20 protein-coding genes and 1 other annotated feature are annotated in these 20097 nt (G+C 44.3%); of the genes, 19 read left to right on the plus strand and 1 reads right to left on the minus strand.

What is annotated here, in order from left to right; all coding sequences use genetic code 11:
- Window positions 1-122: 122 nt before the first annotated feature.
- The 11 genes from BM415_RS05100 (at window position 123) to BM415_RS05150 (ending at window position 10271) form a co-directional block, all read left to right on the plus strand.
- Complete coding sequence (locus BM415_RS05100; RefSeq protein WP_091155290.1) at window positions 123-920, plus strand: TIGR00282 family metallophosphoesterase; 798 nt, start codon at window positions 123-125, stop codon at window positions 918-920.
- Between the two features lie 272 nt (window positions 921-1192).
- The gene (locus BM415_RS05105) at window positions 1193-1453 is read left to right on the plus strand and encodes a stage V sporulation protein S (protein WP_019005392.1); all 261 of its coding nucleotides are present in this window, start codon (window positions 1193-1195) and stop codon (window positions 1451-1453) included.
- Window positions 1454-1617: 164 nt separating this feature from the next.
- Entirely contained in the window at window positions 1618-2583 is a 966-nt protein-coding gene (locus BM415_RS05110) for a dipeptidase (RefSeq protein WP_091155293.1), read from the plus strand.
- Between the two features lie 100 nt (window positions 2584-2683).
- A complete protein-coding gene (locus BM415_RS05115) occupies window positions 2684-3256 on the plus strand; it encodes a phosphate propanoyltransferase (protein ID WP_091155295.1) in 573 nt (190 codons plus the stop codon).
- Window positions 3257-3499: 243 nt separating this feature from the next.
- Complete coding sequence (gene miaB / locus BM415_RS05120; RefSeq protein ID WP_091155297.1) at window positions 3500-5053, plus strand: tRNA (N6-isopentenyl adenosine(37)-C2)-methylthiotransferase MiaB; 1554 nt, start codon at window positions 3500-3502, stop codon at window positions 5051-5053.
- Between the two features lie 68 nt (window positions 5054-5121).
- Window positions 5122-5571: a YlbF/YmcA family competence regulator gene (locus BM415_RS05125; protein WP_091155299.1), complete on the plus strand. Its 450-nt coding sequence runs from the start codon at window positions 5122-5124 to the stop codon at window positions 5569-5571.
- A 148-nt stretch (window positions 5572-5719) separates the two neighbouring features.
- A complete protein-coding gene (locus tag BM415_RS05130) occupies window positions 5720-6124 on the plus strand; it encodes a PaaI family thioesterase (protein ID WP_091155301.1) in 405 nt (134 codons plus the stop codon).
- 106 nt (window positions 6125-6230) lie between these two features.
- A complete protein-coding gene (locus tag BM415_RS05135; RefSeq protein ID WP_244533150.1) occupies window positions 6231-7031 on the plus strand; it encodes an NUDIX hydrolase in 801 nt (266 codons plus the stop codon).
- A 19-nt stretch (window positions 7032-7050) separates the two neighbouring features.
- On the plus strand, window positions 7051-7614 hold the full coding sequence (locus BM415_RS05140; protein ID WP_091155304.1) for a cysteine hydrolase family protein: 564 nt from the start codon (window positions 7051-7053) through the stop codon (window positions 7612-7614).
- Window positions 7615-7665: 51 nt separating this feature from the next.
- Window positions 7666-9111, plus strand: coding sequence for a nicotinate phosphoribosyltransferase (locus BM415_RS05145; protein WP_091155306.1), 1446 nt, complete (start codon window positions 7666-7668; stop codon window positions 9109-9111).
- Between the two features lie 140 nt (window positions 9112-9251).
- On the plus strand, window positions 9252-10271 hold the full coding sequence (locus BM415_RS05150; protein WP_091155310.1) for an acrylyl-CoA reductase family protein: 1020 nt from the start codon (window positions 9252-9254) through the stop codon (window positions 10269-10271).
- Between the two features lie 104 nt (window positions 10272-10375).
- Here the strand turns inward: BM415_RS05150 and BM415_RS05155 are convergent, their stop codons facing one another.
- A complete protein-coding gene (locus tag BM415_RS05155; protein WP_091159068.1) occupies window positions 10376-10897 on the minus strand; it encodes a MogA/MoaB family molybdenum cofactor biosynthesis protein in 522 nt (173 codons plus the stop codon).
- A gap of 95 nt (window positions 10898-10992) precedes the next feature.
- Between BM415_RS05155 and BM415_RS05160 the strand changes: the two genes are divergently transcribed.
- The 8 genes from BM415_RS05160 to BM415_RS05195 all read left to right on the plus strand — a co-directional run bounded on the left by BM415_RS05160 (window position 10993) and on the right by BM415_RS05195 (window position 20003).
- Window positions 10993-11994 (plus strand): CobW family GTP-binding protein, encoded by a 1002-nt coding sequence (locus tag BM415_RS05160; RefSeq protein WP_244533151.1) that lies wholly within the window; start codon window positions 10993-10995, stop codon window positions 11992-11994.
- A gap of 101 nt (window positions 11995-12095) precedes the next feature.
- Entirely contained in the window at window positions 12096-12437 is a 342-nt protein-coding gene (locus BM415_RS05165; RefSeq protein ID WP_091159071.1) for a four-helix bundle copper-binding protein, read from the plus strand.
- Window positions 12438-12501: 64 nt separating this feature from the next.
- Window positions 12502-12770: a binding site (T-box leader), on the plus strand.
- Window positions 12771-12822: 52 nt separating this feature from the next.
- Complete coding sequence (gene argS / locus BM415_RS05170; RefSeq protein ID WP_091155313.1) at window positions 12823-14535, plus strand: arginine--tRNA ligase; 1713 nt, start codon at window positions 12823-12825, stop codon at window positions 14533-14535.
- 28 nt (window positions 14536-14563) lie between these two features.
- The gene (locus BM415_RS05175; protein ID WP_091155315.1) at window positions 14564-15454 is read left to right on the plus strand and encodes an ATP-binding cassette domain-containing protein; all 891 of its coding nucleotides are present in this window, start codon (window positions 14564-14566) and stop codon (window positions 15452-15454) included.
- A 1-nt stretch (window position 15455) separates the two neighbouring features.
- Complete coding sequence (locus BM415_RS05180) at window positions 15456-16163, plus strand: hypothetical protein (protein WP_091155318.1); 708 nt, start codon at window positions 15456-15458, stop codon at window positions 16161-16163.
- 190 nt (window positions 16164-16353) lie between these two features.
- Window positions 16354-17310: an ABC transporter permease gene (locus tag BM415_RS05185; RefSeq protein ID WP_091155321.1), complete on the plus strand. Its 957-nt coding sequence runs from the start codon at window positions 16354-16356 to the stop codon at window positions 17308-17310.
- A 54-nt stretch (window positions 17311-17364) separates the two neighbouring features.
- Window positions 17365-18261 (plus strand): carbohydrate ABC transporter permease, encoded by an 897-nt coding sequence (locus tag BM415_RS05190; protein ID WP_047909634.1) that lies wholly within the window; start codon window positions 17365-17367, stop codon window positions 18259-18261.
- Window positions 18262-18329: 68 nt separating this feature from the next.
- The gene (locus BM415_RS05195; RefSeq protein ID WP_091155322.1) at window positions 18330-20003 is read left to right on the plus strand and encodes an extracellular solute-binding protein; all 1674 of its coding nucleotides are present in this window, start codon (window positions 18330-18332) and stop codon (window positions 20001-20003) included.
- Window positions 20004-20097 lie beyond the last annotated feature (94 nt).

Below are 20097 nucleotides of genomic sequence, written 5' to 3' on the forward strand. Positions count from 1 at the left end.
ATTTTGCATATGCATAATCCTGAAATAAGAATGAACGTAAGAAAGTGGCCGGATAACGGCCACTTTTCTAATTCATAGATGATTCTTGATTCATTAATTGGGTTAATAAGGAGGCAACGCACATTAAGGTTTTATTCATAGGTGACATTGTAGGCAGCGTTGGTCGTACAGCAGTGAAAGAGAATTTACCTTATTTGAAATCGAAATATAATCCTCACATCATTATTGCCAATGGTGAGAATGCAGCGTCTGGCCGCGGTATTACACAAGCGATTGCCAGACAATTTTTCGATTGGGGAATTCACGGCATTACCATGGGAAATCACACATGGGATAATCGGGATATCTTCGAGTTCATTGAGAATGAGCCACGTTTGATTCGGCCGGCTAATTTCCCGGATAACACGACTCCAGGCAACGGTCACGCGGTAATTAAGGCAAACGGCAAAGAACTAGCGATCGTTAATCTCCAAGGCCGTACCTTTTTGCCGCCACTGGATTGTCCCTTCCGCAAAGCAGATGAACTGGTGGATGAACTCAGGAAGAAACACCAGTGCATTCTTGTCGACTTCCATGCCGAAGCCACTTCAGAGAAGATTGCGATGGGCTGGTATCTTGACGGAAGAGCATCAATCGTTGTGGGGACGCACACACATGTCCAGAGCAATGATGAACGGATCTTGCCAGAAGGAACTGCCATCATAACGGACGTTGGGATGGTAGGGCCTAGAGACGGCATACTCGGCATGCAGCGGGATGCTGTACTACAGAAATTCCTGACGGGCCTGCCGGTTCGATTCAATGTGGATGAAGGTAAGTGGCATTTCCATGCGGTGGTCGTTGAGATCGAGGAGTCGACCGGTAGAGCAGTGAAGATCGAGAAGATCAGACTAATGGAAGACGAGTGGCGCATGGAATAAAGGCTGCTCCTAACAAAGTGGAGCCTTCGTCTTCACCATACAGTGCATCATGTGATGAGCTGTAAAAAAGAAGGAATTTTTTCGTATCTCGCGAATAACATTTATTAGAGTCTGTTCAAGAAAAAAGATCGCGCCGATGTATCGAAACGGACTTCCGTGCTAACAAAAAGGAACGTGGATCAAGCTGTTCAAGTTGCTGCATTTGTCACATGTTTGTTGGACCATGCATTTGAAAACATTCCATCATCCTATTCCCAGGGGAGGTACTTATCATGGAAGTATTAAAAGTTTCAGCCAAGTCCAATCCGAATTCAGTCGCAGGTGCATTAGCCGGTGTTCTCAGAGAAAGAGGAAATGCTGAGTTGCAGGCGATTGGAGCGGGAGCTCTTAATCAAGCGATAAAAGCAGTTGCCATTGCCCGGGGATTCGTGGCACCGAGCGGAGTTGATCTGATCTGTATTCCTGCCTTCACGGACATCGTCATTGACGGGGAGGATCGAACAGCCATTAAACTAATTGTTGAGCCGAGATAGCAATGCTGATTCCTTACTAGTCTTGAAGCCTGTTTGCCGTTGTGCAAACAGGCTTTTTTGCATAAGCAAATTTATATCAGCAGCCAGAAATAAATAGGTTGGTTACACTTCAACACTGCATATATAGATAGGAAGTGTTTAATCCTGATCAAGGAGAGACCCTCATGGCGAATCATATACCTGTGGTTGACATGCATTGTGATGTGCTCAGCAAAATCCAAATGAATTCTGAGCTTCAATTTTTAAACGGCCCTGGCCTCGATGTAACGCAGAAGCGACTCGAAGAAGGTAATGTCATTCTCCAAACCTTTGCAATATATTTATCTGAGAAACTAGGAATTCTAAGATTTGAACATATTATGAAGCAAATCGAGATTTACAATCAGCTCGGTTTGAGGTTAGTGCAATCCAGAGAAGATGTGTCTTATCTTCGGAAGCAGCTCAACAATCTGAGGGGCGGACAATGGGGACTTCTATCACTCGAAGGTGTTGACGGACTGGAGGGGAACCTCTATTATTTGGAGCTGTGCTACCGGCTTGGTGTGCGTTTTATAGGGATCACATGGAACTATGCCAATTGGGCAGCAGATGGAATTCTGGAAGTGAGAAATGGAGGCTTCACGAACAAAGGCAGGACTCTCATTCAGAGATGTAATGAAATCGGAATGCTGATGGATGTTTCACATTTGTCAGAAACGGGATTTTGGGAGCTTGCTGATGCTTCATCTCGGCCTTTTATCGCGTCACACTCTAATGCAAGAAGTATTTGCCCGCATCCTAGAAATTTGACGAATGATCAGATTCGGGCTGTCATCGCCCTGGATGGAAGAATTGGAATGACCTTCGTTCCATGGTTTATCAAGGAGAAGGGGCCTGTGAATGCCTCAGATCTATTGAAGCATATTGAACGAGTCTGTGAGCTTGGGGGAGAGAAGCATTTGATGTTCGGGTCGGATTTTGATGGAATACATGAGTGGATACAGGGCCTGGAGCATTCCGGTACATATCCGGAACTTGTAAACTTGCTGCTAAAGCATTATCCGGAATCGGTCGTACGGGGTTTCATGTATGACAATATTTTGTCATTTATGGAGGAAAATTTGAATTCTAAGGAACTGTGTAGCGATTAAAGTCATTCGAAATGTCAGGATGACTTTTCATTTTGCGCTTAATATGGGTATAATAATGGATGGAGCATTATAGATAGAGAGACAAGGAGTGTTTGTAAACATGAGTAAAACTGTAACTGTAGGCGTATCAGCACGCCACATCCATTTGACCCAAGAGCACATTGAGGTGCTGTTTGGCGCTGGATACCAATTGACTGAATTTAAACCATTGTCCCAGCCTGGACAATTTGCAGCAAATGAGACTGTTGCTGTTATCGGTACGAAAGGTCAATTCGATAAAGTACGTATTCTCGGACCTGCTCGTCCTGCGAGCCAGCTTGAGATTTCCCGTACAGATTCCTTTGCAATTGGTATCAAAGCACCTGTTCGCGAATCCGGCTCGATTGATGGAACACCAGGCGTCACATTGAAAGGTCCAGCGGGTGAGGTTACACTTGAAGAAGGCGTAATTGTTGCAGCACGCCACATTCATTTCCATACTTCTGATGCTGAGAAATGGAACATTAAGGACAAGGATATGCTGAAGGTTCGTCTCGGAGGCGAGCGCGGTTTGGTTCTTGAAAATGTGATCGCCCGTGTATCTGATTCCTTTGCACTGGATATGCACATTGATACAGATGAAGCGAATGCCGCTGGAGCTAAAACTGGCGACGTAGCTGAAATTATTGATTAATAGTAAATAGAAGATTGTGATAAGAGGGTTGTTCACTCTGGATTTTTTTTCAGAGGGACAACCCTCATTTTCTTTTTACGCGAATCAAATTCCTAATACCCCGAGAGACGGAATGTGGATATGATTATTAAAGCATGTTATAATTTGGTGTAATGCCTTTTTTGAAAGTGAAGGCGCGTGTGTGTCAATCATTAATGTTTATCATTGTGAAATAGATTCAGCGTAAGGAGTGACCGTGTGACCATGGCGAAAGAGAAGAAAGATTACTCCAAATATTTTGATTTTTCGGATGCGAAAGTCATTTCAGAAGATGAATTTGGTAAGAAAATACGAATTCGGGGACGGGAAATCAATATTATTTCGGAGCCTGACCATAGACGTGAGAAGCAACGGGGTAAAGAAGACATCCAGGTCATTTATGAGAGCGCAGTTCCCGAAGAGATGAGAACCATCGGCAAAGGGAAGCATTATCTTGTATATACCTATGGCTGTCAAATGAATGAGCACGACTCAGAAACGATCAAGGGTATTCTGGAGGAAATGGGTTACCAGCCTACAGAGGATCGCAAAGAGGCGGATATTATTCTGCTCAATACCTGTGCCATTCGTGAGAATGCGGAAGATAAAGTGTTTGGAGAGCTTGGCCATTTGAAGCATCTGAAGACAGAGAAGCCAGATCTTCTGCTCGGCGTATGCGGCTGTATGTCTCAGGAAGAAACTGTAGTAAATCGAATTCTCCAAAAGCATGGTTTTGTAGATATGATCTTTGGTACTCATAATATTCACAGACTGCCGCACCTCATTAATGATGCATTCTTCAGTAAAGAAATGGTAGTTGAAGTTTGGTCCAAAGAAGGCGATATTATTGAGAATATGCCCAAGAAGCGTCAAGGAATGCGGGCATGGGTCAACATTATGTACGGCTGTGACAAATTCTGTACATACTGCATCGTACCATTTACGCGTGGTAAGGAGCGGAGCCGCCGTCCAGAGGATGTTATAGCTGAAGTTCGGGATCTTGCTCGCCAAGGCTTCAAAGAGATCACATTGCTCGGGCAAAACGTGAACGCTTACGGAAAAGACTTCACGGATATTAAATACGGCTTCGGTGATCTCATGGATGAGATTCGCAAGATTGATATTCCACGGGTCAGATTCACGACTTCACATCCACGTGATTTCGATGATCATCTGATTGAAGTTCTTGCTAAGGGCGGTAACTTAGTAGAGCATATTCACTTGCCTGTTCAATCCGGCAGTACTGCGGTTCTGAAGAAAATGAGCCGCAAGTATACACGAGAACGTTATTTGGAGCTCGCAAGCAAAATTAAACAATCGATTCCGAATGCCGTACTCACAACGGATATTATTGTTGGCTTTCCGGGTGAGACAGATGAGCAATTTGAAGAAACATTGTCGCTCGTGCGGGAAGTGGGATATGATTTTGCCTACACTTTCATTTATTCTCCACGCGAGGGAACACCAGCGGCGGTCATGGAAGACAACATACCGATGGAGGTTAAGAAGGAACGGCTGCAGCGCCTGAACAGAGCAGTTCAGGAGTACAGCTATGAGGCTCATGAGCGGATGAAGGGACAAGTCGTGGAGGTTCTTGTAGAGGGCGAAAGTAAGAATAATGAAGCCGTGCTCTCAGGACGGACACGCGGCAACAAGCTTGTTCACTTTGAAGGGTCCAAAGATTTGATCGGGACTTTTGTACAAGTACAAATTACAGACGCTAAATCATGGTATATTAAAGGTGAACTTGTGACTCTGTCTCAAGCAGCGAACCAGTAACCAACCCTTAACATAACAACTTGACATTGCACTATGAGAAAATCAAATCAGGAATGGAGCGATCATTCATGGCAGAGGATAGAGTTAAAGTCAATCAATATGGTATGCCTTCATTTAATACGCGAGATCTCATTATACGCGATGATATAATGCATAAGGCAAAAGAACTGGCCGATCTTATCGGCACTAGTGAAGAAGTGCAGCATTTTAAACAGGCGGAGCTTAAGATACGAGAGCATGAGCGAGTTCAAGGCCTGATACAGAAGATGAAGAAAAAGCAAAAAGAAATAGTCGCGTTCGAATCGTTTCAAAATAAAGAAATGGTTGAAAAAATTGAACGTGAGATTGAGGAGCTTCAGGATGAAATTGACAACATTCCGCTGGTCACGGAATTTCAGCAAAGTCAGAGTGATATCAATTATTTACTGCAGCTTGTCATTTCAGTAATACATGATACCGTGTCGGAAAAAGTAAATGTCGAGACGGGTACGGAAGCTCCTCCGTCAAGTTGTAACTAAAGACAAGAGTGCGGAATTTTCAAAATTCCCGCGCTCTTTTTACGTATTGCAACAAGCTGCACCGAACACTTATCATCAAATAGGATATAGAAGGTATCATGATAATGATTCAGGGAATTCTAATTTTACCATCTAAGGGGGAACATTCATGAATATCGTAGAAGACATGATTAAGGATGCTGATGAACGCTTCTGGGGATTACTCGGATGCAGGCTTGTCAGTGCAACAGAAGACGGAATTACAATAGCAATAACGGCTCAGAAGAAGCATACGAATTCAATGGGTATCATTCACGGCGGAGTACTGTCTTCATTAATGGATCAAGCGATGGGAATGGCTGCCGTTCAGGCCAAGCAGCTGGATAACTGTGTCACAACCAATCTAAATATTCATTATCTCGCACCGATGCGAGAAGGAGAATTAATTGTAACAGCTAAAGTCATCCACGAAGCGGGAAGGAGTCTGACCACTACTGCAGAAGTAAGAAATGCGGAAGGGGTAATTGGATGTATGGCAACTGCATCCTTCCGTTTGGTTATACCTAAGAAATAGAAGGGTCAGCAGTTAAATGATATCGATAGCTTCTGGGTAAGGTTGACAAACAGTATCATGATGTCATAATGAAAATATCAAAATGAAATCATAGCGGTGATAATCCATGAATGAAGAACTATACCTGAAAGAACAGGAAGAAGATCGATCCGTACCCGCTGGTCAGAAGAAGAAATACCGAACACCGGATGGTGTACCGGCAGATATTGTCATGTTTACACTCACGAAGCGAGAACGCAAGACCGTAACCAAGACACTCCCAATCCGTGAATTGAAAGTGATGCTGATTAAGCGTAAATCTTGGCCATTCGCAGGTAAATGGGCTTTGCCGGGTGGTTTTTGCCAGGAGAACGAATCTATTTATGATGCTGCAAAGCGAGAGCTGATGGAAGAAACCGGGGTCGATGGCGGTCATCTCGAATATTTGGGTGTTTACAGCCAGCCGGGCCGGGATCCGCGTGGGTGGATCATCTCCCATGCTTTTTTTGCGCTTGTTGAGGAATGGATGCTGGAACATAGACAAGCTGCGGATGATGCAGAGGATGTCGGCTTGTTTACGATTCAGGAAGCATTAAATAAATTGGAGCTCGGATTCGATCATAGAACCATTATTGAAGATGCTTACAAAAGAATTCAGCAGCAAATGCTGCAAACGACGATCGCCAGACAGTTCCTGCCTCAGCATTTCACTTTAAGCGAGCTATATCAGGTTATACAAAGTGTTGTGCCGGATTTTGAAGAACCTAATTTCATTCGTAAAATTACATCAACTCGAAGCCGTCAGGGGATAATTGAAGACGTCAGGGATGAAGAAGGAAATCCAGTCAGTTCTAATCAATATTCTCAGCGGCCAGCACAGCTGTATCGCTTCACAGAGCTTGTGCCGAGATTATCTATTTATACTTGATATCTAAGGAGTGAAGAATATGAGAGCTCTGATTGTTATTGATTATACGAACGATTTTGTGAATGGCAAACTTCCAGTTGGAGAACCCGGGATGGCAATTGAACAAGCCGTAGTGCAAATAACGAAGCAATTTATCGAGAATCATGAGCTGGTTGTAATGGCTGTTGATCTGCATGAAGAGAATGATCCTTACCATCCCGAGACGAAGCTGTTTCCTCCTCATAACCTGCGGGACACGGAAGGAAGACAGCTCTATGGAGAGCTTGCGGCCGTTTATGAATCGAACAAGAGCTCGATCTATTGGATGGACAAGACAAGGTACAGCTCTTTTGCGGGCACCAATCTTGAGCTGAAGCTGCGCGAGCGTGGAATTACAGAGGTTTACTTGATTGGGGTATGTACCGATATTTGTGTGCTTCATACGGCTGTGGACGCCTACAATAAAGGCTTTTCGATTACTGTGTACGAGGATGCCGTAGCCAGCTTTAATGAGGCGGGGCATGTTTGGGCACTCGGTCATTTTAAAAGCAGCCTCGGGGCTGAGGTATTAACGTTTAACAATAAAGAGGATACGGACCTCTAACCATATGAATTTGTTTTGGCTTTTTTTAACGGCCTTGAGAGGATGAGTTAGATGCAAACGATTAGCCTGGCTTTACATACGGATAAATATCAAATTAATATGATGTATGCTCATTGGGTAAATGGAACACACAAGCGCAAAGCGGTATTTGAAGCCTATTTCCGCAAGCTCCCGTTCAAGAACGGGTATGCAGTGTTTGCCGGCCTGGAGCGAATTGTACGTTATATTAGCAATCTTCGCTTTACAATGGAGGATATTAAATATTTGTCCAGCCAGGAGGAGAATTATGACCCTGCTTTTTTGGAGGAGCTGCTCCAATTTTCTTTTCAGGGTACCATCTATTCCATGAAAGAAGGAGCCATGGTGTTTCCGGATGAGCCGCTGATTCGCGTCGAAGGAAACATTATGGAAACACAGCTGGTAGAGACGGCAATCTTGAATTTTATGAATTATCAAACCCTGATTGCAACCAAAGCGTCCAGAATTAAGCAAGTATCTGGTAATGATGCTCTGCTTGAATTTGGGACTAGGCGGGCACAGGAGGCCGATGCAGCGATATGGGGAGCACGTGCAGCCTATGTTGCTGGGTTTGATGCGACTTCCAATATGCTCGCAGGGGAACAGTTCGGTATTCCGACAGCAGGCACGCATGCACATTCCTGGGTACAGAGCTTTGAGACAGAGCAGGAGGCTTTTGACGCATATGCCAAAGTCATGCCCGATCAGGTCACACTGCTGGTGGATACATTCGATACCTTGGGAAGCGGTGTGCCGCATGCCATTGCTACGGCCAAGATGCTGGAAGCCCAGGGCAAGAAAATGAATGCGATCAGACTCGACAGCGGGGATCTTGCGTACTTGTCCATTCAAGCACGCAAGATGTTGGATGATGCAGGTCTGCATTATGTCAGGATCGTCGCTTCCAATGACCTGGATGAGCATACGATCTTCAACTTGAAAGCGCAAGGTGCCAGAATTGACACTTGGGGTGTGGGAACACAATTAATTACTGCTGCGGACCAGCCTTCACTAGGTGGAGTTTACAAGCTTGTGGAGCGGGAAATGAACGGAAAGATGGAGCCAACCATTAAAATCTCGGCCAATCCGGAAAAGGTGACGACGCCAGGAAAAAAAGAAGTATACCGTTTAATTGATCCCGAGACGAATAAAGCGATTGCGGATTATATCTCCTATCCCAATGATGAACAGCCCAAAGAGCAGCAAGCACTGGAGCTGTTTAATCCGGTTCACCCATACATTAAGAAAAAAGTTAAAAAGTATAATGCGGTTAATATGCTTGAACCTATATTCGTGAATGGGCGGAGAGTATATGAGCTTCCAACCCTGGAGCAGATTAGAGCGTATCATCGTGAGCAGCAGGAAATGTTCTGGCCGGAATACCTTAGAAAATTAAATCCTGAAATTTATCGGGTTCATATTAGCCCTGCAGCGTGGAATTTGAAACAAAAAATGCTGGCGGAATATATACAGTCATAAGGCGCTATTACTATTTTAATAGAACACCTTCCCAAACTGAATTATATTAGGTAGAGGGAAGGTGTTTTGATTCGTTCCGCGGATAAAGGGTAATGGATAATCTATTTTTTCTGACCACTATTTAGGAAGGGGACATGACAATGAACAGCCCAGATATCAAAACTCCGTTTAAAGCTTATGTCGTTTGCAAAGACGAAGAAGGCTTCAGAGCGGGTATAGAGGAGCTGACTCTTTCGGACCTTCCGGAAGAAGCAGTAACCATACAGGTGGAGTATTCCAGTGTGAACTATAAGGATGGTTTGGCAAGCACAGAAAATGGTAAAGTGGTAAGAGCTTATCCTATCATACCAGGGATTGATCTTGCGGGCACCGTCGTTTCTTCTACTGATGATCGCTTCAAGCAAGGCGACAAAGTACTAGCTACAGGCTATGGGCTTGGTGTTCAGCATTATGGAGGATATAGTCCTTATGCGAAGCTTCCGGCAGACTGGTTAGTTCCACTACCGGAAGGGCTGACAACAAAGGAAGCGATGGCTATTGGAACCGCTGGATTTACATCGGCCATGTCTGTAGAGGCCCTGCTTCAAGCGGGTGTTACGCCAGAAATGGGACCGATCCTCGTTGCGGGTGCAAGCGGTGGTGTAGGTTCGATGGCGATCTCCATCTTGGCCCAGCTTGGATTTGATGTTATCGCTAGTACAGGGAAGAAAAATAATGAAGAACAACTCCTCAGACAACTAGGAGCAAATGAAGTGATTTCACGAGAGGATGCTTATCAAAAAGATAAAGGCGCATTGTCGCCTGAGCGATTTGCCGGTGTCATTGATCCGGTTGGCGGATCTGCTCTGAATTCAGTGCTTGCTTCAGTTCAATATGGAGGGGCTGTGGCCTTATCGGGCATGACCGGAGGGAATACGTTTGAATCAACGGTATTTCCGTTTATTTTGAGAGGTGTTTCGCTGGTTGGGATTGATTCTGTATATTGTCCTCAGAATAGGAGATTGAAGCTATGGAAACTGCTGGGGAAGGAATGGAAGCCGGAGACCGCACTTTCCCAAGGAGTTAACGAAATTACCCTTGAAGAGCTGCCACATACTTTGTCACGGATCCTAGAAGGAAGAGCTGTAGGCAGATCGGTTGTTAGGCTGAATGAAGCCTAAGTAGGCTGATTATTGATTAGAATGATAAAAAACAGGATCGCTCATGGCATATAATTAGCATCCTGTTTTCTTTATGTCTAAATAGAGTTACAATTACTTTCAGATCACTTGATCTTGTATATTTCGCGCATGACATGACCAAGCTCGGGTGCAATAATGCGTGTTATGGCGAGCTTGACGGCTCCGGTTGAACCTGGCATAGAGAATATCGCTTTGGAGCCAATGACACCTGCCACAGCACGGCTTAATATAGCTGCAGTACCAATATCCTCTGCAAAGCTAAGGTATCTGAAGATTTCTCCAAAGCCGGGAAGCTCTTTGTCAAGCAAAGAATGTACAGCTTCATATGTATTATCTCGAGGTGAGATCCCTGTGCCACCAGTCAGTAGAATGGCTTCAATATCATCTCGAATAACCGCTTGATGGATCACGGATTGTATAGTGGGTGTATCGTCAGGGATAATGATATCATCGACGACAGTGTAACCGGCATCACGCAGAAGCTGCTGCATGAGTTGTCCGCCGGTATCCGTATCCTTAGTGCGGGTATCCGATACCGTAATTACCATGCACTGGACTGTCTCAGGTGCCTCATTGCGGTGCTCTTGGACAGAATTCATTTCGATCAGGCCTCCAGTATATTCTATCCTAACAATAGACGATATAAGAGAAGTAAGCAACGCTAGATTCAAGATCAACATATATCTAGAAAGGATTTATTATGACCATGAAACAAGAACAGACGCTATCAGCTCCGATCCCCGTATATATTCTGTCTGGATTTTTAGGAAGCGGCAAAACAACACTGCTAGTGAAGCTGATTGAATATTGGAAAAGTCAAAACCTCACTACCGCTGTTGTCATGAACGAGCTGGGGGAGGTTAATCTAGACGGCAAATTAATTGATCAGCGTGTACCTATGGCTGAGCTGCTCGGCGGATGTATCTGCTGCTCTGTCCGAGACAATCTCGGTATTGAGCTGGTCCAGCTGGTACAGAATACATCGCCTGATGTCGTTGTCATTGAAGCGACAGGCGTCGCAAATCCTATCGAAATATTGGACGGACTTGCTGATACATCCCTCTACGTGACGCTAGATGTGAAAGGCATCATCTCAGTGGTTGACAGTATTCATTTATTGGAAACGTACCGCCTGCAGAAAGGCAAAACATTCCGGCTCATGCAAGAGCAGATCCGTGCTGCCTCCATCCTTCTTCTGAACAAAATAGATCGGATTGAAGAAAAGGATCAGCCTGAATTACTCAGCCTGGTAAAGGAATGGAATGAGCATGCATCTGTATATTTTACAGAACATTGCAATATCGATCCGGTACTTCTAGCAGAGGACGCCAGCTGCCCGGTAAATCCTGAGAGAGAAGTTTCCGCCTCCCAAGCTCAGGAAGAGCATCAGCTTCACCACTCACATAATCATGTTATGGTTTACACTCATTATTTTAACTGCAAGATTAATAGCGTATTGTTTGAGCAATGGCTGAGGGAGCTGCCGCGTGACATCTACAGAGCTAAGGGCATTGTTCATTTTTCCGATACAGGCAGCCGCTTCTTGTTTCAGTATGCTTACCGTGAACCGGACTTTACCAAGCTGGGTCCAGAAGAAGAGCTAAAGGATGTCGGTGTATTTATAGGTGAGCATTTTTCGAAAACAGAGCTGATTCAGCTGCTGCAGCAGCTTGAAGAAGAAAGTTCAAAGATTAAATCATAAAAAGTCGAATTCAGAGGAAAGTTATTGCATATTGATTATCATACCGATCTTACGGGTAATAGAATGAAAATGAGATTACGCGGAGGGATGTAACAATGGCTATGACAAACATAGAGATGGAGACACAGACACAGATTGCAGCTTGTTTGGAAGCGATGAATGCATGTAATAAATGTTATGTCTCAAGTTTAAAGGAATACGATCTTGGCATCTTAAGAGAAAGTATCAGGCTGAACAGAGAAGCTGCCGAAATTTGCAGCTTTGCGGCTTCTGCGCTCAGCCGGGGTACAGAATACAAGGAAGAGATTCTGTCCCTTGTCGTTAAGGCGTGCAGAGCATGTGTAGCGGAATGTGAGAAGCATGAGCATCTGCACTGCAAAGAATGTGTGGACAGCTGCCGCAAATGTGCAGAAGTCTGCAGTCCTGCTGGTCTTGCTGTATAACGACAAATTTCCGAATGAATTGAAGTTGCAAATGATGGTAGACCAAGATATAATGATACAAATTATAAATTCAATGATCGGGAGAGTAATATCAGAACACCTCATGTTTCAGCGAGCCGGGATGGTGTGAGCCGGTATGAAGGATCTGGCAGGAAGCGCACCCGTGAGAAGGTACATTGAATATTAGTAGGTGTACTCGTCTTCAGCGGGCGTTATCCGCTTTGAGAGGAATCGAACAGGTTGCCAGCCGCGTGAAGAATATGCGAGTTAGCCTTTCGGATTCACGTAGAGTGGTACCGCGGGACTATGTTATCAATAGCTCTCGTCTCTGTAATATACAGAGACGAGAGCTTTTTTGTATATATGGGAATAGGAGTGTGTACGTATGTTGATGGATAAGGTTGTTAGCTTGTTAGAACCGTTGTTGGACCTGTCGAGAGAGGAGGTTGAAGCTATGTTGGAGGTACCCCCTCGTCCAGTGATGGGGGATCTGGCTTTTCCTTGCTACACGCTTGCCAAGAGAATGAGAAAGGCTCCGGACGTTATTTCAGCTGAACTGGCAGCCGACATGACAAGTCCCGAGCTTCGGGCTGAGGCTTCAGGTCCGTATATCAATTTTTATTTTGAGCGCACGAATATGGCTTCGGCTATGCTCAACAGCCTGACTGATCCGCAGTTTGGAAAATTACAGTTAGGTGCAGGCAAAAAAATGGTGATTGACATGTCATCACCTAATATTGCTAAGCCCTTTGGTATCGGTCATCTACGTTCCACGGTTATCGGTGCAGCACTGTATCGAATGTACGAAGAGGCAGGTTATACTGCAGAGAGTGTGAATCACTTGGGGGACTGGGGTACTCAGTTCGGCAAACAGATCGCTGCATACAAAAGATGGGGTGAAGATGATCGACTAGCGAAAGAGCCGATAAAGGAATCGCTGCGTTTATATGTGAAATTCCACGATGAAGAAGAGAACGACCCAAGCTTGGGACCGGAAGCTAGAGAATGGTTTAAGAAGCTCGAGCAGGGGGATGAGGAAGCCGTATCCTTGTGGAAGTATTTTGTCGATATCAGTATGCAGGAATTTAACCGGATGTACGACCGTCTTGGTGTTAAATTCGACCATATACTTGGAGAGAGTTACTATATTGATCAAACCGACAAGACAGTGACCAAGCTAAAACAGGCCGGTCTACTGACGGAAAGTGACGAAGCCATGGTCGTCAGATTGGATGAGGAGGGAATGCCGCCATGTCTAATTATCAAGAAGGATGGAACGACCATCTATCCAACTCGGGATCTAACAACCGCCTACTATCGTCATGAAGTCATGAAGGCGGATGAAGTGCTCTATGTTGTGGGTGCAGAACAGAAGCTTCATTTTCAGCAGGTGTTTGCCGTACTTGCCAAAATGGGAGAGATTTGGTCCGAGAATTTCATCCATGTTCCTTTTGGTCTGATGAAGTTTGAAGGGCGCAAAATGTCTACAAGACGTGGCAAGGTTGTATTTCTTGAAGAAGTGCTTGATGAAGCTGTTGAGCGGGCAGCACAGATCATTAACGAGAAAAATCCGAATCTCCATAAAGCAGCTGAGGTAGCTGAACAAGTCGGACTCGGGGCGATCGTATTTGGTGATTTGAAGAATCACCGATTAAATGAAGTGGATTTCTCACTAGAGGAAGCACTCAGCTTTGAAGGAGAGACCGGACCTTATGTACAATACACTTACGCGAGAATTCAAAGTCTGCTGTTCAAAGCAACGGCCAACATGGATGAGGAAATACAAGAAGCTTCGAAATCTGCAGCTGCCGAGCATTCGGAACAGGTACTGATCAGTGATGCTGCCTGGGCAGTGATGAAGCATTTATCCCGATACCCTGAACAGCTTGAACGGGGAGTTCGTTTGAAAGAGCCTTCAGTACTGGCAAGATACGTCATCGATTTAGCACAGTTGTATAATCGGTTCTATCATCAGGAAAAAATTCTGGGGAGCAGCAAGAGTGAACGGACCTACAAGCTGAAGCTCTCCGAGATCGTTGGATCTCGAATAAAAGGAATACTCGGTCTGCTTGGGGTTCAAACACCGGAACGGATGTAATAAATTCATTGTTCAATGGAGGAGAATCATGCCAAGCATCTGTCTGCATCAGGTGAATAAAGCCTATAAACAGAGAGTTGTACTGAAAGATATTTCTTTAAATATTCATAAAGGTGAATGTGTTGTCCTTACAGGTCATAACGGTTCTGGCAAAAGTACGCTGCTAAGAATATTAGCAGCGTTGCTTTTTCCTTCAAGCGGGGAAGTTAGGGCCTGGAGTACCACAGGAAATATCGCGGATGTGCATAAGGGTTATGCGATAGACCGGCTCCCACCCCTCCCATTTACTGCTGAGGAGTACTTAATGTCTATGGGCGGTGTTCAGGGGATAGAGAAAAAAGAAAGGGAGAGACAAATCATTGCCTTAATGCAGGCTTTGCATCTTAAGCCGGAACCGAAACAACATATTTCTTCTTATTCCAAAGGAATGAGGCAGAAGGTGAATTTAATTCAGGCTCTCCTAGGTAAACCCGATCTGCTGCTGCTCGACGAGCCGCTATCGGGCCTTGATTATGAATCTCAGCTTCAATTTGCAGCGATACTCTATGATCTAAAGGCTGCAGGCACGACCATTATCTGTGCCAGTCATGAAAATATACTCATACATAAAATTGCCGATTCTGTTGTTGAATTAGAGAATGGACGGATTAATAGAGTGATTCAGCGGGAAAAGCTAGCATTTAAGGCGGTTATGGTAATCAAGGCGGGGAACTTAACGGATGACGATATTGACCAGCTTGCAGCTTTCGAAGGAGTTATTGAAATAAGCAAGGAGACAAACAAACATGAGATGTATTGTCTGATGAAGGTTGCTGCTGAAGCTAGCGATAAGCTCCTTCTGAACATTATAAGCCAAGGCGGCACAATAATATCTGTTTTACATGATCAATATCATTTTAATATGAGCGGGAGGGACTGAGTTGAAACCTCTCTTGATCTATTTTTTAAGAACGTTTATACGTTCACCCTATTCTTTTGCACCGATTGTCACCTATCTTTTCATAATGGCAATTCAGTATTCGTACCGTCCGAATCCGATCGCTGACAGCTATAGTGTTACGGCTACACTGCTCTTTTTTTCTTCTGCCTGGATTGGGCGAGGCTTCTATCATGCCGAGCATCCGGATCAACGGGCGCTTACGATAATGCACAGCCGAAAAAAGTGGATATACTTTATAGGGATGTGGATCGCCTGCTCTATAATTATTGCTGCTATGACCTGTATTTCAATACTATTTCCCATTGCGGCTTGGATGTTTGAACGGCTGCCAACCACTTCAGAGCTGTTCACAGCTATAGTTGGTCACTATATGCTTGGTGTGTTGGGTATCTCCATTTCCTTATTTACTCAACGCAGCTGGATTAAGGTACAAAGTAACGCGCTTGCTATATTGTTTATTTGGTTAATGGCCGGGATGATGCATACCCAGATGGAAAGATGGCTTCCTGATGGATTAAACTTTTTAGCCTACTTATTGCCTCCAGCGCTCCCATTTATTAAAGTTATGTTAAACCCAGATGATATTGTATCCATGTCAGCTTCTACAATACATGTCATTGTATACGTTCTCATTTTATTGTCATGTTATGTTTATGTTTCTGTCAAAAGAAAGGATGTTATGTTGTAACGCTTACATTGTTGCAGAGATCTATATTTGCTGATGAATATCGGCTATATAGATCTTTTTTTAATAATTTAAGATAGAATTGTGTTATTATTTCTGACACTATCATTGATTTTTATCAATTTTCGTTAATTACAGATATAGTATCTGCATCCATTAAATTTTACAATGGACTTCAAGAGGAGGGGGAACAATGTCGGAGATCTCTACAAATACAAAATTGGCGCAGCACAAAAGATCCAGAGGTCTTGCTGTTCGATTGAAGAAGCAATGGGAACTACAGATTATGGTCATCCCTGCGCTCATACTCGTATTCATATTTAGCTATATTCCGATGTACGGAGTGCTGATGGCTTTTCAGGACTATAGCATTTTTGACGGGTTCTGGGCGAGTCCATGGGTTGGATTCAAACATTTTGAAATGTTCTTTTCTTCGCCTGATTTCTGGACCATCATGAGAAACACGCTTATTATTAGTGCGCTTAAGCTGTTCATCGGGTTTCCAGCACCCATTATTCTAGCCCTAATGCTCAATGAAGTGCGGCAGATGGCTTTTAAACGAGTCATACAAACGGTTAGTTACCTGCCTCATTTCTTGTCCTGGGTTATCGTTGCTGGATTTGCGATGTCCATCTTGTCTACAGATAACGGAAGCTTGAACATTCTGCTTGAGAAGCTGCACTTGATTGATGAACCGATCGGATTCTTGGGGATCGCAGAATATTTCTGGGGAATTCTCGTCAGTGTCAATGTTTGGAAGGAGATTGGGTTTAACTCGATCGTATATCTGGCAGCGATTGCCGGAATTAATCCTAACCTGTACGAGGCGGCACAAATGGATGGTGCAAGCAGACTGAAGCAGATCCGATATATTACGATTCCATCCATCATGCCTGTTGTGATCATCTTCTTTATCCTTGCGATCGGAAATCTGCTGAATGCAGGATTTGAAGACATATTGCTGCTTGGCGGTAACCCGGTATTGCGCGATGTATCCGATGTACTGGATACCTACGTATACAGGACAGGAATTGAGAATCAGCGGTTCTCCTACGCTACAGCAGCCGGTCTGTTCAAAGCCGTCGTCAGCGTGTTGCTGTTAACACTGGCGAATTACGCAGCAAGAAAGTCGGGGAATAGCTTATGGTAGGAATCATGCATAGGACTGGATTACGCATAGATGCCGCAATGAGGAGGTATTTAGATGAAATATAGGAGCTTTGGAGATCGAATGTTGATGCTCTTTATATACACGTTTCTTATCCTCCTGGGATTCACAACCTTCTATCCATTCTGGAATGCACTTGTCATTTCCTTTAATCAGGGATTGGATACAGCTCTAGGCGGTGTTACATTCTGGCCACGGGTGTGGACGCTTGAGAATTATGCCATCGTATTTCAGGACAGCCGTATCCTTAATGGTTTTTACATATCGATCATGAGAACCGTGATTGGGACAATATTGTCTGTACTGCTTACTGCCTTGCTGGCGTTTGCCATGTCGAAGAGTGAACTGATCGGCAGAAAATTTTATATGGTATTCTTCATTGTTACGATGTATTTCAGCGGCGGCCTGATTCCAACCTTTATGGTTGTACGCTCACTTGGACTCATGGATAACTTCTGGGTATTTATCATTCCATCATTGATTAGTGTGTGGAATATGATTATCTTTCGAACCTTTTTCAAAGGACTTCCGGATGGACTGATGGAATCCGCACAAATTGATGGCTGTGGTCAGTTCAGAACGTTCTTTCAGATCGTCCTTCCTTTATCAGGGCCTGTGATCGCGACATTGTCGCTCTTTACAGCAATCGGACACTGGAACGAATGGTTCCTGCCGAGCATCTACATCAATAATGAGAATTTGTTGCCGATACAATCTATGCTTCAGCAAATATTAAATTCGAACATTATGACAGAGCAGATGTCACAGCTGGACTCGGCAGCTCAATCCAGAATGTCTCAAATGAGAGAAGTAACCTCAAAATCCTTATCAATGGCTACCATGATGGTCGCCACACTACCGATTATTATGGTTTATCCATTTGTGCAAAAGTATTTTGTTAAAGGTGTATTGGTCGGTTCACTTAAAGAATAGGTGTTTAAAGTCCCTGGACTTTGGACCATAGATTGATTTGCCGTATAAATAAGGGAGGGTTATGGAAGATGTGGAAAAGCAAAAAAAATCGAATGGGTAGTGCACTGACTTTGCTTCTGGCTTCAGTCATTGGGATTGCGGGCTGTTCAAGTGGAGGAAACGGGGGAACGACGAATACACCGGAAGCAGAACCGGCTCCTGAAACGACGAATGAGGAAACCGCCTCAACCAATTTTGAACTTGGCGCAGAACCGCTGAACTTCTCCTTCTACGGTAACTATGACTGGTATACTATGCCTCAGTGGGGCGGTGACGAGGCCAGCAAATGGATTAAGGAGAACAAACAAGTGGATATCACCGCCATCAACTCAGGCGGAAATGCGGCTCAGAAGCTGAACACGATGATTGCTTCTTCTGAACTTCCAGATGTCATATGGACAGATCGTGGTGCAGATGTAGAACGTCTTCGGGCAGCTGGCGCACTCGTTCCTTTTGATGACTATCTCGATAAATACCCTAATCTGAAAGAATGGGCAGGCGAAGAAACACTTAATATGCTTCGTTCAAGCGATGGTAAGCTATACCAATTCCCGAACTGGTATACATCCCAGCCTAACGGCAATGCAGGTTACATCGTTAACAAGAAAATATACACCGAGCTGGGTGAGCCTAAGCTCGAGACCACAGACGATCTCTACAATTATCTGGCACAAGTAAAAGAAAAGTATCCGAATGTGATTCCTTTTGAGCCGGATCTTGCAGTAGATGGTCAAGGTCTGGATGTCTTGTACGGTGCATTCGGTGAGGATCACCCACCAGCGTATGTAAGCCAGAGAGCAGTTCCAAATGGAGATCAATTGACATCGATCTTCACGGATCCTGTATTCAGAGAAGCTACTCAATATGCGAGCAAGCTATTCCGCGAGAAACTGATGGCACAGGATGCCCTTACTCAAACAAAAGATCAAGTTAAGGAAAAAGTATATACAGGACGTGTTGCCGTTGCCGCAGGGGCAAGTCCAACCGAATACGGTTCTGTAGGTGACACAGAGCTGAAGAAGAAGGATCCGAATGATGGCTACTTTATGATCTGGCCGGTGCACAAAGAAGGACTTGATAAGAACAAGATCTGGACAGGTACGTATAACAGTCTTGGCTGGAACGTTAGCGTAATTACCAAAAGCGCGGAGGATCCTGAGAAAATCTTTGCTTTCCTGGATTGGTACACAGGTCCTGAAGGCCAACGGGTCATTATGTGGGGACCAGAAGGCATCTACTGGGATGGAACTGACGAGGAAGGATCTCCATTGTTCACAGATGCATTCGTAACGGATGTCGAAGGTCGTTCAAAGATGATGGATGCTACGGTTAATCTTCAGTGGAACGGAAATACGGTCTTTGTAGATAATTCTAAAATGAAGTTTGAGCAAACTCTTGCCCCAGAAGATCAAAACTGGGAAACTAGATATCAATCCGAGATTACCTGGAAGACGCAGTACAATGCAACTGAATTTATTAATCTAGCTCCACTTCCAGAATCTGAAGAAGGCATCATTCAGCAGCAAGTAAATGAAATATTCAATGAAGCAAGAGCCAAAGCCTTGTACGCACAGAATGATGAGGAAGTGTTAAGCATTCTGGATAAAGCTCAGGAAGATGCCGTGGCGGTTGGCTATGATAAGCTGCTGGCCTTCAAGACGCAAAAGTGGCAGGAAAATAAAGCACAAATCAGTGGTCAATAATTTCTTCACGATAAGCCGGCTCATCCTAGTATAATAATGATAAACGTACACCGTTCCTAAAGTGAGCGGTGTTCACGTTTATCATTTTTCTCTA

It is taken from the genome of Paenibacillus sp. 453mf (assembly GCF_900116105.1).
GTDB classification, from domain to species: Bacteria; Bacillota; Bacilli; order Paenibacillales; family Paenibacillaceae; genus Paenibacillus; species Paenibacillus provencensis.